This window comes from Chromobacterium sp. IRSSSOUMB001 (assembly GCF_023507765.1).
Classification (GTDB): domain Bacteria; phylum Pseudomonadota; class Gammaproteobacteria; order Burkholderiales; family Chromobacteriaceae; genus Chromobacterium; species Chromobacterium haemolyticum.
The window spans coordinates 112,578-127,382 of sequence record NZ_JALCYU010000016.1; the positions used below are offsets into that span (position 1 = coordinate 112,578).

Here is a 14,805-nt window from a genome sequence, read left to right on the forward strand (position 1 = left end):
ATTAAAAAACATGCTGTAACTTGATGATTTTTATCGTCTAATGCGGTGCACAAAAACCGGTTGCAGGGTCAAGCTCCTTGCCCTTAGAATCGAAACATTCGTTTCACATTATAAGCAGGACAAAGCTATGGACAGACAACGCTGGCTACAGGGCACCCTGTACCATCCGGACTTCGAACAGGATAGCTGCGGTTTTGGCTTGATCGCCCAGCTTGACGATAAACCCAGTCACTGGCTGGTGGATACCGCCATTTCCTCGCTGGCCAAACTGACTCATCGCGGCGCAGTGGCCGCCGACGGCAAATCCGGCGACGGCTGCGGCCTGCTGTTTCGCAAGCCGGACGGTTTTTTGCGCGAAGTCGCCGCTGAGGCAGGCTTGGCGCTGAAGCCAGTGTACGCTGCCGGTCTGGTGTTCCACCACCCCGATTCGGAGCAGGGTGAGCGCAGCTTGCGCCGTCTGCGCGAGTTCCTGGAATCCCAAGGATTGGAGGTGGCCGGCTTCCGGCAGGTTCCCACCGACGACAGCGCCTGTGGGGAGGCGGCTTTGGCATCGCTTCCCGCCATGGTCCAGGTCTTTGTTAACTGTCCGTTCGGCATGGACGAATTAATGTTCCAGCGCCGTTTGTACATGGGTCGTCGCCAGGCTGAGAAAGCCAATAAGGCGGACGACTCGTTTTTTTATCTGCCGACCTTGTCGCCGCACACCCTGTCCTACAAAGGCTTGGTGACGCCAGAGAACCTGTCCAAGTTCTTTCCGGATTTGAACGATCCCCGCTTCGAGTCCAGCCTGGCTGTGTTCCATCAGCGCTTCTCCACCAATACCTGGCCGCAATGGAAGCTGGCGCAACCTTTCCGTTTCCTCGCCCATAACGGCGAAATCAACACCGTGCAGGGCAACCGTCATTGGGCGCGCGCGCGCGAGCGCATCATGGCATCTCCGCATCTGGACATGGACGCGGTGCGTCCCATCGTACAGACCGACGGTTCCGACTCGATGTCGCTGGACAATATGCTGGAAGGCCTGCTGATGGGCGGCATTCCGCTATTCCGCGCGCTGCGCCTGCTGGTGCCGCCGGCTTGGCAGAATGTGGACTCCACCGACAAGGACTTGCGCGCCTTCTACGAATTCAACTCCATGCATATGGAGCCCTGGGACGGCCCGGCCGGCATCGTGCTCACAGATGGCCGCTACGCCGCCTGCATGCTGGACCGCAACGGTCTCAGACCGGCGCGCTGGGTGTTGACCCGGGACAATGTGCTGACCATCGCCTCTGAAGTGGGGGTGTGGGACTACCAGCCTGAAAACGTAGTGCGCAAGGGCAGGGTCAAGCCGGGTCAGCTGTTCGCCGCGGACCTGGCCACCGGCGAGCTGTTGCTGCCGGAGGAAATCGACGCTCAGCTCAAGAGCGCCAAGCCGTACCGGCAATGGATCAAGGACAGCGCCAAATACCTGGAGTTGTCGATCGAGGACGACGCCGGAGTCGAGCCTTTGTCCAAGGACGAGCTGGCGCGCCTGCAGAAGTTGTTCAACATCAGCTTCGAGGAGCGGGATCAGATCCTGCGCGTGCTGGCCGAGGACGGCCAGGAGGCGGTGGGTTCGATGGGGGACGATACGCCGATGGCGGTGCTGAGCCGGAAGGTGCGCTCGCCGTTTGATTATCTGCGCCAACAGTTCGCCCAGGTGACCAACCCGCCGATCGACCCCATTCGCGAAGCGGTGGTGATGTCGCTGAATACGGTGTTCGGACCCGAGCGCAATATGTTCGAGGAGAGCGCCGAGCACGCCAAGCGGCTGGAAGTGCGTTCGCCGGTGCTGTCGCACGAGAAATTCACCCGCGTCACCACGCGGCCGGAGCCCTATCTGAAGGCGACGACCTTTGATCTGTGCTACGACCCGGCCGAGACCGATCTGCGCCAGGCGATAGAGAGCCTGAGCCGGCATGTGGTCGAAGCTGTGGAGGAGGGCACCGTCATCGTCGTGCTGTCCGACCGCCACGTGACGGCGCAACGGCTGCCTATTCCTGCCTTGTTCGCCACTGGCGCGGTGCATCACGCGCTGATCGACAGCGGCCTGCGTTGCAAAACCAATATCGTGCTGGAAACCGGCACGGTGCGCGACGCGCACCAGATGGCTTGCATCATCGGCTACGGCGCCACCGCGGTCTACCCTTACCTGGCTTACCAGAGCATCATCGAGCTGGTGCAGAGCGGCGAGGTCAAACTCAAGCTCAACGAAGCCTTGCAGCACTATCGCAAGGGCATCAACAAAGGTTTGCTCAAAGTACTGTCCAAGATGGGTATCTCCACCATCGCTTCCTATCGTGGCGCACAGCTGTTCGAGGCAGTGGGCATCCATGAAGAGGTGGTGGAGCTGTGCCTGAAGGGCACGGTGTCGCGAGTGTCCGGCGCGGGTTTTGCCGATTTCGAGGACGATCAGCGCAAGCTGGCGCGTTTCGCCTTCAACCCGATGCGGCCGATCTCACAGGGCGGCTTGCTCAAGTACGTGCACGGCGAGGAATACCACGCTTACAACCCCGACGTGGTGACCTTGCTGCAAAAGGCGGTGCAGAACGACGACTACCAGGCCTATCAGCAGTACGCCGAGGCGGTGAACCAGCGCCCGGTGGCGATGCTGCGAGATCTGATGCAGGTGCAGCCGTTGGGCGAGCCCATCTCTATCGATGAAGTGGAGCCGGTGGAAGCCATCCTCAAGCGCTTCGACTCCGCGGGCATGTCGCTGGGGGCCTTGTCGCCGGAGGCGCACGAGGCGCTGGCGATCGCGATGAACCGTCTGGGCGGCCGCTCCAACTCCGGCGAGGGCGGCGAGGACGCCGCGCGCTACGGCACTGAGAAGATGTCCAAGATCAAGCAGGTGGCGTCGGGGCGCTTCGGCGTCACGCCGCATTACCTGGTCAATGCCGAAGTGCTGCAGATCAAGGTGGCCCAGGGCGCCAAGCCGGGCGAGGGCGGCCAACTGCCGGGCGACAAGGTGTCCGGCCTGATTGCGCGGCTGCGCCACGCTAAGGAAGGCATCAGCCTGATCTCGCCGCCGCCGCATCATGACATCTATTCGATCGAAGACCTGGCGCAGCTGATTTTCGACCTCAAGCAGGTCAACCCGTCCGCGCTGGTGTCGGTCAAGCTGGTGGCCGAGCCCGGCGTCGGAACCATCGCCGCCGGCGTGGCCAAGGCCTACGCCGATCTGATCACCATCTCGGGCTACGACGGCGGCACTGGCGCTTCGCCGCTGACCTCGGTCAAATACGCCGGCTCCCCTTGGGAGCTGGGCCTGTCCGAAGCGCAGCAAGTGCTGCGCGCCAACGGCCTGCGCGGCCGGGTGCGGGTGCAGACCGACGGCGGCTTGAAGACCGGGCTGGATGTGGTCAAGGCGGCGATGATGGGAGCGGAAAGCTTCGGCTTCGGCACCGGGCCTATGGTGGCGCTGGGCTGCAAATACTTGCGCATCTGCCATTTGAACAACTGCGCCACCGGCGTGGCCACCCAGGAAATCAAGCTGCGCTCCAAGTACTTCACCGGCTTGCCGGAAATGGTGATGAACTATTTCCTGTTCATCGCGCGCGAAACCCGCGAGTGGATGGCCAAGCTGGGCGTGCGCAATATGGAGCAGCTGATCGGCCGAATGGACCTGCTGAGCCTGGCGGCCGGCGACACCGACAAGCAGCAGAAGCTCGACCTGTCGCCCTTGTTGTCGCAAGGCCGGGTTCCGGACAGCGAGCCGCGTTTCTGCGTCAGCGCCAGCAATCCCTCCTTCGACAAGGGCGAATTGGCGGAAGCCATTCTGCAGGACGCCTTGTCCGCCATCCACAATAAACAGATGCTGGAGCTGAGCTACCCAATCGAGAACACCCACCGCTCCATCGGTGCGCGCCTGTCCGGCGAAATCGCCCGCGTTCACGGCGCCGCGGGCTTGCCGTTCGGCTGTCTCAAGATCAAGTTCAGCGGCAGCGCCGGTCAAAGCTTCGGCGTGTGGAACGCGTCCGGCCTGCACCTAGAGTTGGAAGGCGATGCCAACGACTATGTCGGCAAAGGCATGGCCGGCGGCCGGGTGACCATCTACCCGCCCAAGAACGCCGGATACCGGGCGGGCGAGTCCATCATCATCGGCAACACCTGTTTGTACGGCGCCACCGGCGGACAACTGTTCGCCGCCGGCGTGGCGGGCGAGCGTTTCGGGGTGCGCAACTCCGGCGCGCTGGCCGTCATCGAAGGCGCGGGCGACCATTGCTGCGAATACATGACCGGCGGCAGCGTCATCGTGCTGGGTGAAACCGGCTACAACTTCGGCGCCGGCATGACCGGTGGCTTCGCCTTCGTCTACGACCCGAATGAGAAATTCGCTTATCGCTACAACAACGAGCTGATCGACATCCATCTGATCAACGGCGAGGCCATGGGCATGTACCGCGCTTATCTATTGGAAAAGATCGCCAAGCACGTTGAATTGACCGGCTCCGAGACGGCCAAGGCGATGTTGGAGAACTTCGACGATTACGTCGACTACTTCTGGCTGGTCAAACCCAAGGCGGCCACGCTAGACAGCCTGCTCAAGGACTAAGACGCGCAGAGCGGGGCGGCCCACACGCCGTCCCGCCCACACCTCATTCAAAATCCGGCCGCCGGTGAGCGGCGGGTACAGCAAGACAGGAAACAACCATGAGCGATGTTTTCCAATTCATGAAGCTCTCGCGCAACCCCGGCGACAAGGTCGACGCCTCGGTGCGCAAGATCGAATTCAAAGAAATCTACCAACCGTTGCACAGCGTGGATGCGGCCGACCAGGCCGGCCGCTGCCTGTCCTGTGGCAATCCGTACTGCGAATGGGAGTGCCCGGTGCACAACTACATCCCCAACTGGCTGAAGCTGGTGGAGGAGGGGCGCTTGTTCGAGGCGGCGGAAATGTCGCACAAAACCAATAGCCTGCCGGAGATTTGCGGCAGGGTCTGCCCGCAGGATCGTTTGTGTGAAGGCGCTTGCACCTTGAACCAGGGAGGCTTTGGCGCGGTTTCCATCGGCAGCATCGAAAAATACATCACCGACGAGGCCTTCAAGGCCGGCTGGCGGCCGGACATGTCCAAGGTGGTGTGGACGGACAAGAAAGTGGCGGTGATCGGCGCCGGTCCGGCCGGCCTCGCCTGTGCCGACGTGCTGGTGCGCAATGGCGTCAAGGCTGTGGTGTTTGACCGCTATGAGGAGATCGGCGGCCTGCTGACCTTCGGCATTCCCGAGTTCAAGCTGGAAAAATCGGTGATCAAGCGCCGCCGCGAGATCATGGAGGGCATGGGGGTGGAGTTCGTGCTCAACACCGAGATCGGCAAGGACGTCCAGATAGAAGAACTGCTGGAACAATACGACGCCATCTTCATGGGCATGGGCGCATACAAGTATATGAAGGGCGGTTTTCCTGGAGAGGATTTGCCCGGAGTGTTGGAGGCTTTGCCTTATTTGATCAATAACGTTCGTCAGGGGCTGGGTACGCTGCCCGAGGGCGAGACCTCCATTTCAATGCGAGGCAAACGCGTGCTGGTGCTGGGCGGTGGCGACACGGCGATGGACTGCAACCGGACGGCGATACGCCAGGGCGCCAAAAGCGTGATCTGTGCCTACCGACGCGATGAGGCGAATATGCCGGGCTCCAAGCGCGAGGTGGCTAATGCCAAGGAGGAGGCTGTTGATTTCTTGTGGAGTCGGCAGCCGCTTGGGATTGAGCGGCGGCAGGATGGCGTGCTAGAGGTTAAGTTGGCGGAGACCCGCTTGGCCGAGCCGGATGCCAAGGGTCGTCGCAATGCGGAGGTGATGCCAGGCAGTGAGACCTTGATTGAATGCGATCACGTTATTGTGGCTTTCGGCTTTCAAGCGGAAGCGGCTGTATGGTTTAAGGGCCAGGGTGTTGTTACAGCGGACAACGGTCGCACGTTTGCGCCGACTTGTGCAAAATATCCGTATCAGACCAGTCATCCGCGGATATTTGCCGGTGGTGACATGGTCCGTGGTGCGGATTTGGTGGTGCGGGCTGTGTTTGAAGGACGGCAGGCTGCGGAGGGGCTGCTAGCATTTTTAGAGGTATGATGGTTTGTCTGAGTCTGTATTGTCTTGATAAACAAGGAGTTGAGTCTGCTGTTGGGGGATGTCGTCTGTCATTCAACACGTTTTCTTCTAATCCCTGACACGCTATGGGTCGACGCCTGTAGAATTGGCTGGCGATGCTAGCCTAGGTAACACTTAGCCTTTCCCTTGGCTATGACCATGTAAAATGCCTTCAATTCGGTATTCTTCGGCCACGATGCTATCCTATCTCGTAGGAGGGTGAACAAGCCGGCCAACGGTCAAGGGGAAGGGAGGGGCTCTCCCATTGAGTGATTGACGTTTGTTGGCCGATCCTTCTTTTCCCACACAATGAGTTATTCACTTGCTCAACAACGGTATGCTGCTGCAGAACGCCTACGCTCAGCGTCTACCGTCATGCAGAGCCGTCATGCTGCAAAGGGCTTTTTGAGCGGCTTCCTTGAATAAGACTGCACTATATCGTCTAATCCCTAGTAATATTCTTGCTAAAAATATGCCTGTTAGTCCTTATGGGCTATGTCATGTGCACGATGTAGTGTCATGTCAGCAGGATGATCGTTTGCTTCAGGAGGACTGTACAAGAGTAGGGAAGGGGAGAGGCGCATGTGAATAGGCTAATCTTGGTAAGAGTGAGTCAGTGATCTTCCTTTTATGTGCTTGAACACTGACGTTTTCTTGGCCAAAAATGAATATTATTGCAAAGCATGTTGCCGAAAATAGTACTGGATTGAGCAGTTTCGATGCTCCGGAGTGTATTTAGCAAGATCTAGCGAATCATTGGTTTATTTCCTGTGGTGGCATGGTCTTAAGTTGTGAGTGCTTGCTGTCTAAGCTTTTCTTTACTGAATTGTTTGGAACTATAGTTGCGAGATGGCTGCTACTCTGAGAGATTTTCCTAGACGGCTTGAAATATAAGCACTTTTAGTAATTAAATTAGGAAATAGTATGTGTGGGATCGCAGGTATATTTTCCCCTAGAGGACGACAAGTACAGCAATTAAAAGCAATGACGGACATCATACGTCATCGAGGACCTGATGATGAAGGATTTTTCATCAGACCCAAAGAAGGACGCACAGGGCTGTGCCTCGATGGGGAGGATACTCAGCGTGTTAATGATAATGATCAGAATAGAGTACAACTTCAAATTGCGGAGCAGCAGCATCTCGTTTTGCGAGTTGGCCTATCTCACCGTCGCTTATCAATCGTTGATTTGTCGATTCAAGGTCATCAGCCGATGAGCTATGCCAATGGGCGTTATTGGATAAGTTATAATGGAGAGGTATATAATTATGTGGAGCTTCGGACTGAGCTTGTCAGCTTGGGATATGTGTTTCAAACTAAAACAGACACAGAAGTAATTTTGGCAGCTTATGCCGAATGGGGGCAAGAGTGCTTGTCTCGATTCAATGGCATGTTTGCTTTTATTATATATGATTCGCTTGTTGATTCACTTTTTGTTGCCCGTGATCGGTTTGGTGTTAAGCCGCTTTATTATATGCGAGAAAGAGATGGAAGTATCTTTTTTGCATCTGAAATTAAGCAGTTTTCCATATTGAATGGTTGGGATCCAAAGCTAGATCGTGAAACAGCTTATGATTTTTTGGCATTTTCAATTTTAGATCATACTTCTAAAACATTATTTCAGAATGTGTTTCAGCTACCTCCTGGGCATCAACTATTCATTGATTGCAAGCGCAGCGAAGCCGAGCAATGTCTAAAGATATCTCGTTGGTATAGTTTGAGTCCTCAAAAATTTGAGGGCTCTTATTATGAAGCGTGCAATCTATTTCAAAACTTATTTGAGGATAGCGTTCGCTTGAGAATGAGGGCTGATGTACCTCTTGGTTCTTGCCTTTCCGGTGGTTTGGATTCCTCATCCATCGTGGGAGTGGTAAATCATCTGCTCCAGGGTAGCGGTGCCCCTGTGAAGCAACATACTTTCTCGGCCTGCTCAGAGTTTCCACAGTTTAGTGAAAAAAAATGGATTGAGCTTGCGGTTGCCAAAACTGGCTCTATTGCGCATTACTGCCAACCAAATGTGCAAGATGTCTTTGAACAAATGGAAAAGATTACTTGGCATCAGGATGAGCCCTTTGGCTCAACTAGTATCAACGCACAATGGCATGTATTTCAAATGGCTGCCGAGGCTGGAGTCAAGGTAATGCTAGATGGGCAAGGTAGCGACGAGCAGTTGGCCGGCTATCACTCATTTTTTACGCCCTATCTAAATACCTTGCTTAAGCAAGGAAAATTTTTACAACTGGCCCAAGAAATAAGTGCAATGCATCATCTTCATGGGTATGGTTTTAAGAGTCTAAAATATCTTGCGAATGGCCTGCTCCCCGAGGTTGTGAAAGATAAATTAAAGTCGATGGATGGGAGGGCTCATGCTGCCCCAATGTGGTTAAATATTGAGTGTTTGAGCGGTCAAAATCCGTTTATGAGTCCAGATATATTAAAGAGTGTTCGAGCTCACTCGTTAACGCAGCTGACACAAAGCAATCTTCAAATGTTACTGCACTGGGAGGATCGAAACTCAATGGCACACTCCTTAGAGTCTAGAGTACCATTCCTTGATTACAGGTTGGTTGAATTTACAACTGGACTCCCTGATGAGTACAAGATAAATAAAGCAGTTACTAAGCGAATACTAAGAGACAGTATGGAAGAGTATCTGCCTGATAAGATCAAGAATCGCTATGATAAGCTTGGTTTTGTGACGCCAGAACAATTGTGGCTGCGTAAAGTCGCTCCTGAGATGTTTAGGGCACATTTAGATAAGGCACTAGACCAAGCAGGAGGTGTTTTTCAGCCTGATAATGCAAGACAGTTTTTAGAAAATATGATTGATGGCCGAACCCCATTCAATTTTCAGCCATGGCGGATCATCAATTTTGGATGCTGGATGGATGTTTTTGGTGTAAAAATATGAATGTATTGATTATTAGTAACTATTTTTCTCCACAAGAATCCGTCGGGGCGCAGCGTCCTAATGCAATGTGTAGGTACTTTTCTGAAGAGGGCGATAGGGTTTTTGTTATTAGTACACCTAAAGGTACTGGGGCATTACGGGCAGAGCTCGGAGGAGGAGACGTCTCTGTTTACTCCGTAGGTTATTGGGGGAGCGTACAAAAAATTGATTTAGTTGATGGCAGGTTTGATGTTAAAAAAAATGTTAAGAAAAATAAGCTACTATCGGTATTGAAAGGAACTCATCGACGGCTCAAGAAAAATATTTTTTGTAATTTTCTAGATCCAAGAAGCCTTTGGGTGCCATCGGCAGTGCGAGTAGCGCGTCGCTTAATTATGCAGTTTGGTATTGATCTGATAATAAGTTCTTCCCCAGCATACCCCGTTCATCTTGTGGCCTCTCGGTTGAAGAGGGAGTTCCCCAAAGTATTTTGGTCAGCAGATTATCGAGATCTTTGGTCGGGGAATCCCTTTTTTACTGGGATTGATCTGTTTAAAAATTTGGAAATTAAAAATGAAATAGCATGCCTGAGACATGCGGATGTAATAACCACGGTAAGTCATGCCTTAGCAGACTATTTAAGTCAATTGCATGGCAAGGAAGCAGTAGTTTATACAAACGGCTATGAATCGCGAGATGTTAAAGAAAAAAGCGAGTCTTGTGTCACTTCTAGTGGTTTACCGCGAAAACTGGTCTATACCGGGGCATATATAGATCATTTATATGATATTCGGCCTTTCTTAAAGGCATTAGAAATGGTGTCTGCCCATGTGAAGCAAAGCCAGCTCCAAGTTATTTTCATTGGTGACAATGACGCTATTAAAGAAAAGGCGCGTCAGTATCCTGTGGCTTTTTCTTATATTCAGTTCTTGGGACAAGTTAATCGAGAAGATGCTCTGGAAGCACAGGTGGGTGCGGATTTACTATTATTTTTTGGAGCGCAGGAAAATGGGGGGAAGGCAATTAAAGGAGTTGTTAGTGGAAAAATTTTTGAATATATGATTTCCAGGACGGAAATTATGGCAATTGGTACTTCTTCTGATATGGAGGTTGGGAAAATTATTCAGGAACTCCAGGCGGGAGCTTGCTATGAAAATGATAGTGATTTGATTGCCAAGCGAATCTTTGATCTCGTTCGGGATGGTAAAAAGGAATGCCATATAGATCCACTCTTGCTTTCGTCTTTCCGAAGAGATGTTATCACAAAGAAGATGCGACAAGATTTAATAAGTCGTATGCGTGACCGTGATAAAGTGGTGTAATCCCATGTTGGTTAAAAAAATCAAGAATAATCTATTTGTTCGAGACTCGATTGTTTTGGGTATGGGTGCTGCTTTGGGGCAGGGAGCATTTGCGCTATGTAGCCCTTGGTTGACTCGTCTATATTCTCCTGAAGCTTTTGGCCAGTTAGCTATCTTTCTTTCTATTGTCGGTGTCGTGAGCACTCTTGTGACGTTGCGGTTGGATGTTCGGATTATTCCTGCAGCCTCCCAAGATGAAGCCTTGCATCTATTAATTGGCGTTATCTTACTCTCTTTTTGCTTTTCCCCATTATTGTTCTTTTTTTTATGTTTTGTGGCACAATTTCTTCCTGAGCCAATTGAAAATTTGCTCGCAAGCGGTGTGCTCATGATAGGGTTAGTACTTGTCTCCGCATGTACCGCGGTATGTAATAGTTTTTTGCAGTGGCTAAATCGCCAGCAACAGTTCTTCTGGGTATCTCTGATTCGTGTTGGGCAGGGTATTTCGTTGGCACTGGCTGCATTGCTGATGGGGTCGTTTGGTTATGCTTACGGTTTGGTTGTGGCGCAAGCGATCAGCGTATTTATACCCATTTTTTTTCTAATGTTTTATTTGTATAGTTTGCATGAAAATATTTTTTTAAGTGCAGCCATTAAACAGCTCTTTAAAAATCGTAATACAGCATATTATCTTCTACCTGCTGCGCTGCTTGATATCGTTTCTCTGCAAGTGCCGGTTCTGCTAATTTCAAGCTTGTTCTCAAGCGGAGAGGCTGGACAGTTCAGTCTTGCATGGAGAATTCTGGCAGCGCCTTTATTTGTTGTGGGAGGCGCTGTGGGTCAGGTTTTCTTTCAACGCGCCTCACAAAATGGGGAGACGGTAGCTGGACTTCGGTTGAGGTTGTTCAAAACTTGGCGTTCGCTAATGCTATTGGGCCTACTTCCATTTTGCGTGCTTTTTTTTGTAGGGAAAGAGATTTTTAGTTTTGTGTTTGGTGAGAAGTGGGCTGTTGCTGGAGAAATGGCTGTTATTTTGAGTCCTGCTTTGTTTGCCATGTTTGTTAGCTCTCCTACATCAAGCTTTTATATTATTATGAATTTTCAGAAGGGTTCACTCTTTTTTTCCTTTCTATCCTTTTTGTTGCGTGTTTTTTCTTTAACGCTCGGATATGTTTTAAATAGTTTGATGATTGCATTGGTAGTCTTTAGCGTTTTTGAGGTTTTGCAAATTATTTTTTACAATGTGGTGGGGCTGCAAAAATTAGATGGAAGGAAATGAGGTGACGAATGAATGTTTTTCTGATTCCTAGTTGGTACCCAAGCGCTTCCTCCCCTTCTGCCGGAATTTTTACCAAAGAGCAGTTATTTCTATATAGCCAGAGTAGTTATTGTGAAAAAGTGATTGTTAGCTTATGGGGGCATGCTGAAACCGAAGTGCCTATACGTACCCCCTGGCGTTTGGTGAAAGCACTCTGCTGGTGGATGAAAAATCGGAAGCCTTATTTGCATTATGTGTCTCCGTACTATGTGGAAATTAGAAATGCCGCGCTGCATTGGAGTCATCGGTTGCCTTGGGGGGGGTGGGCGCAGCTTTATGCTACAAATAGAGAGAATTTTTTAATAGCACTTAAGACCTTTGAAAAAATTGACATCATACATGCTCATGTTGGGTATCCAGCAGGGGTTATTGCCCAAAAATTGTCAGAGGAGTTCGATGTTCCTTATGTAATTACAGAGCATATGGGACCATTTCCCTTTCGAAGTTTGGTAAAACGGGGTGAGGTCATTCCTACGTTAAAACAAGCGTATACCTCGGCTGATGGTGTCGTTGCTGTGAGTCCCTACCTCGCACGGTCTATGGCGGAAAAAGGCTGTGGGTTCCCGGTCATCATTCCTAATTTCATCGACGAAGAGAGCTTTCAGCCACACACTCGTACAGATAAGCCATTTGTATTTCTTACGCTGTGTACTATGAATGAGCAAAAGGGTGTCCGTTGTTTATTACAAGCGATTCGGTATTGGTCACCAGCCGGTAGAGAGGTGCGCTTTCTTATTGCTGGGGATGGACCGGAGCTGGAGAGCTTCAAGGAGGAAGCGAATCAATTGGGCATCGCTGCATTGATTTGCTGGCTTGGTCATGTGAAAAGGGAAGATGTGCCGTCTTTGTTTACGCAAGCCAATGTATTTGTATTGCCCTCTTATTTGGAGACTTTTGGTGTTGTTTATTTAGAAGCCATAGCGAGTGGCTTACCTGTCGTAGCCACCCGCTGCGGAGGACCGGAGTCCATTGTGAATGAGATAAATGGACTATTGGTTGATGTAGGGGATGCTCGAGAATTGTCAGGTGCACTACAAAGTATTTTTTTAAATTATGCTTCTTTTCATCAAGAAGACATACGTAGGGATTTTGAAGCTAGATTTTCTAAAGAAAATGCGATTAAAAAGCTGGCTGATTTTTATGAGGGTGTCGTTGGGAAGGCTAAGTTAAAAACATGAAAAGTGTGATTGTCTCAGTCGTGTTGTATCGGCACAGTTTGGAGAAAGTATTGCCGACAATTAACTCAATTCTCTCCAGTGATGTTGTGAAAAGATTGATTCTAGTAGATAACTCTGACTGCCAATGGGCTCGGAAGATGGGTGACCCAAGAGTTGTGTATGTTAAGTCATCATCTAATCAAGGTTATGGGCATGGGCATAATCAGGCAATTAATAAGTTCGCTGCCGAGAGTGACTATTATCTTGTGTGCAATCCAGATGTTGAGTTTTCCTCTGATGTATTAAAAAAATTAATAGAGGTGGCAGAGCAATGCCCGGCCGGTTTGTTTATGCCGGCGATCAGCAATGCAGACGGATCAAGACAGGAGGTGTGTCGTCTATTGCCTACGCCGCTGGACTCTTTTGTGCGGAGATTGCTGCCAGCAGCTGCGCGTTGGACAAGTAAGAATTATCTTCTGCAGAATGCTGATTTTAGCTGTACTTTTTTTGCGCCCTCCTTGTCTGGGTGCTTTATGTTTTTCAGAAAAGAGGCCTTGTTGGCTCTTAAAGGGTTTGATGAGCGCTACTTCATGTATTTCGAAGATGTAGATCTTTCACGAAGAGCCGCAGAGCAATTTGGTGCTGTTTATGTCGGTGGGGTTTCTATTTTGCATCATTTCGAACAGAGCTCTTATAAAAATAATAGAATGTTTTTCTTGCATATAAAGTCAGCATGCCAATATTTTTTAAAATGGGGCTGGTTTTTTGATCCAGGGAGGCGGAGGCTAAATAAAATATGTCTGGAGGGTTTGCCTGTCAAGCAGTAAGTTCGTTTGAGCCTTCGTGATCTTGCAGGTATGATTTTTAATTGCTAATCTCTACGTGACTGACTAAATGTATGCTACAAATATTCTTGTTGGCTTTGTTCTTTGCATTGTTATCTGGGCTGATTTTAATTCGGTATAGCCACCTGCATGCACACTATTCTGCAGATAGTGATGTGAGTAGCGTTCAAAAATTTCATGCAGCTCCGGTTCCAAGAATAGGTGGTGTACCTATTATGCTGGGTTTGTTAGCTGGATGTTTGTTGTCCAGTTTTCTGAATGAGGTGTGGTGGCCATTGCTACTGCTGCTATCTGCCATTCCCGCTTTTTTTGCTGGTTTGATTGAGGATGTCACAAAAAAAATAGGACCTGCGCCGAGGCTATTTTCCACATTCGTTGCCGCTTTACTTGCCTATATTTTATTGAATGCTGGTTTGTTTAGATTGGGTCTGCCATGGGCTGATCTTGTGCTGTCTCGGTTTGTTTGGGTCTCTGTATTGTTGACAGTAGTTGCTGTTGGTGGGGTTGCCCATGCTATGAATATTATCGATGGTTACAATGGACTTTCGGGTGTGGTGGCTATATTTATATTTCTCGCTATAATTTATGTCTGTTTCAAAGTTAATGATGTGGTGCTGATGAGTGTGTGTTTTGCCATGATCGGTGCAATTTTAGGTTTTCTATTTTGGAACTTTCCGAAAGGGTTAATGTTTGCGGGGGATGGTGGCGCCTACCTAGTTGGGTTTATGATAGCTGAAATTTCTGTACTCTTGATTGTACGAAATCCAGCAGTATCTCCTTGGTTTCCGCTGTTATGTGTTATCTATCCTGTCTTTGAAACTTTATTCTCGATTTATCGTAGGAAATTTCTTCAGGGGCGGGCTGTAGGGTATCCTGATGCCTTGCATTTGCACCAAATGATTTACCGTCGAGTGGTGCGTTGGATGGTGGGGTCAAAAGAGATTCGTCATTTAACACAGCGAAACAGCCTTACCTCTCCATATTTATGGGCTTTGTCTTCTTGCTCAGTTGTGCCTGCAATGTTGTTCTGGAATAACACGCTTGTGTTAGTTGGTTTTGTCTTAGTCTTTATTCTCAGTTACATACGTCTGTATCTGATGATTGTTCGCTTCCGTACGCCGCGTTGGATGAGGTTGTACAAGTCTGTGGGCCGTTGAGCGCAGTGCCGGATAAAGTCATATGGGCAC

Annotated in this window: 8 protein-coding genes; all 8 read left to right on the top strand. The window is 50.4% G+C overall.

Annotation, left to right across the window (positions count from 1 at the left end; all coding sequences use genetic code 11):
* Positions 1 to 127: 127 nt before the first annotated feature.
* The 8 genes from gltB (at position 128) to MOV80_RS19525 (ending at position 14,775) form a co-directional block, all read left to right on the top strand.
* Positions 128 to 4,576: a glutamate synthase large subunit gene (gene gltB, locus MOV80_RS19490; protein WP_019101973.1), complete on the top strand. Its 4,449-nt coding sequence runs from the start codon at positions 128 to 130 to the stop codon at positions 4,574 to 4,576.
* 98 nt (positions 4,577 to 4,674) lie between these two features.
* Positions 4,675 to 6,087 carry an FAD-dependent oxidoreductase gene (locus tag MOV80_RS19495; RefSeq protein ID WP_107732883.1) on the top strand — a complete coding sequence of 471 codons (1,413 nt, stop codon included), beginning with the start codon at positions 4,675 to 4,677 and terminating at the stop codon, positions 6,085 to 6,087.
* Positions 6,088 to 7,029: 942 nt separating this feature from the next.
* On the top strand, positions 7,030 to 9,018 hold the full coding sequence (gene asnB / locus MOV80_RS19500) for an asparagine synthase (glutamine-hydrolyzing) (RefSeq protein WP_107732882.1): 1,989 nt from the start codon (positions 7,030 to 7,032) through the stop codon (positions 9,016 to 9,018).
* Positions 9,015 to 10,319, top strand: a complete 1,305-nt coding sequence (locus MOV80_RS19505) for a glycosyltransferase (RefSeq protein ID WP_162897128.1) — start codon at positions 9,015 to 9,017, stop codon at positions 10,317 to 10,319. Before asnB ends, MOV80_RS19505 begins: the two co-directional genes overlap by 4 nt.
* A 4-nt stretch (positions 10,320 to 10,323) precedes the next feature.
* On the top strand, positions 10,324 to 11,577 hold the full coding sequence (locus tag MOV80_RS19510; protein WP_107732880.1) for an oligosaccharide flippase family protein: 1,254 nt from the start codon (positions 10,324 to 10,326) through the stop codon (positions 11,575 to 11,577).
* Positions 11,578 to 11,585: 8 nt separating this feature from the next.
* Complete coding sequence (locus MOV80_RS19515) at positions 11,586 to 12,794, top strand: glycosyltransferase (protein WP_107732879.1); 1,209 nt, start codon at positions 11,586 to 11,588, stop codon at positions 12,792 to 12,794.
* Positions 12,791 to 13,600 carry a glycosyltransferase family 2 protein gene (locus MOV80_RS19520; RefSeq protein ID WP_107732878.1) on the top strand — a complete coding sequence of 270 codons (810 nt, stop codon included), beginning with the start codon at positions 12,791 to 12,793 and terminating at the stop codon, positions 13,598 to 13,600. The genes MOV80_RS19515 and MOV80_RS19520 overlap by 4 nt, the downstream gene beginning before the upstream one ends.
* Before the next feature lie 71 nt (positions 13,601 to 13,671).
* Complete coding sequence (locus MOV80_RS19525; RefSeq protein ID WP_107732877.1) at positions 13,672 to 14,775, top strand: glycosyltransferase; 1,104 nt, start codon at positions 13,672 to 13,674, stop codon at positions 14,773 to 14,775.
* The last annotated feature ends 30 nt before the right edge of the window (positions 14,776 to 14,805 follow it).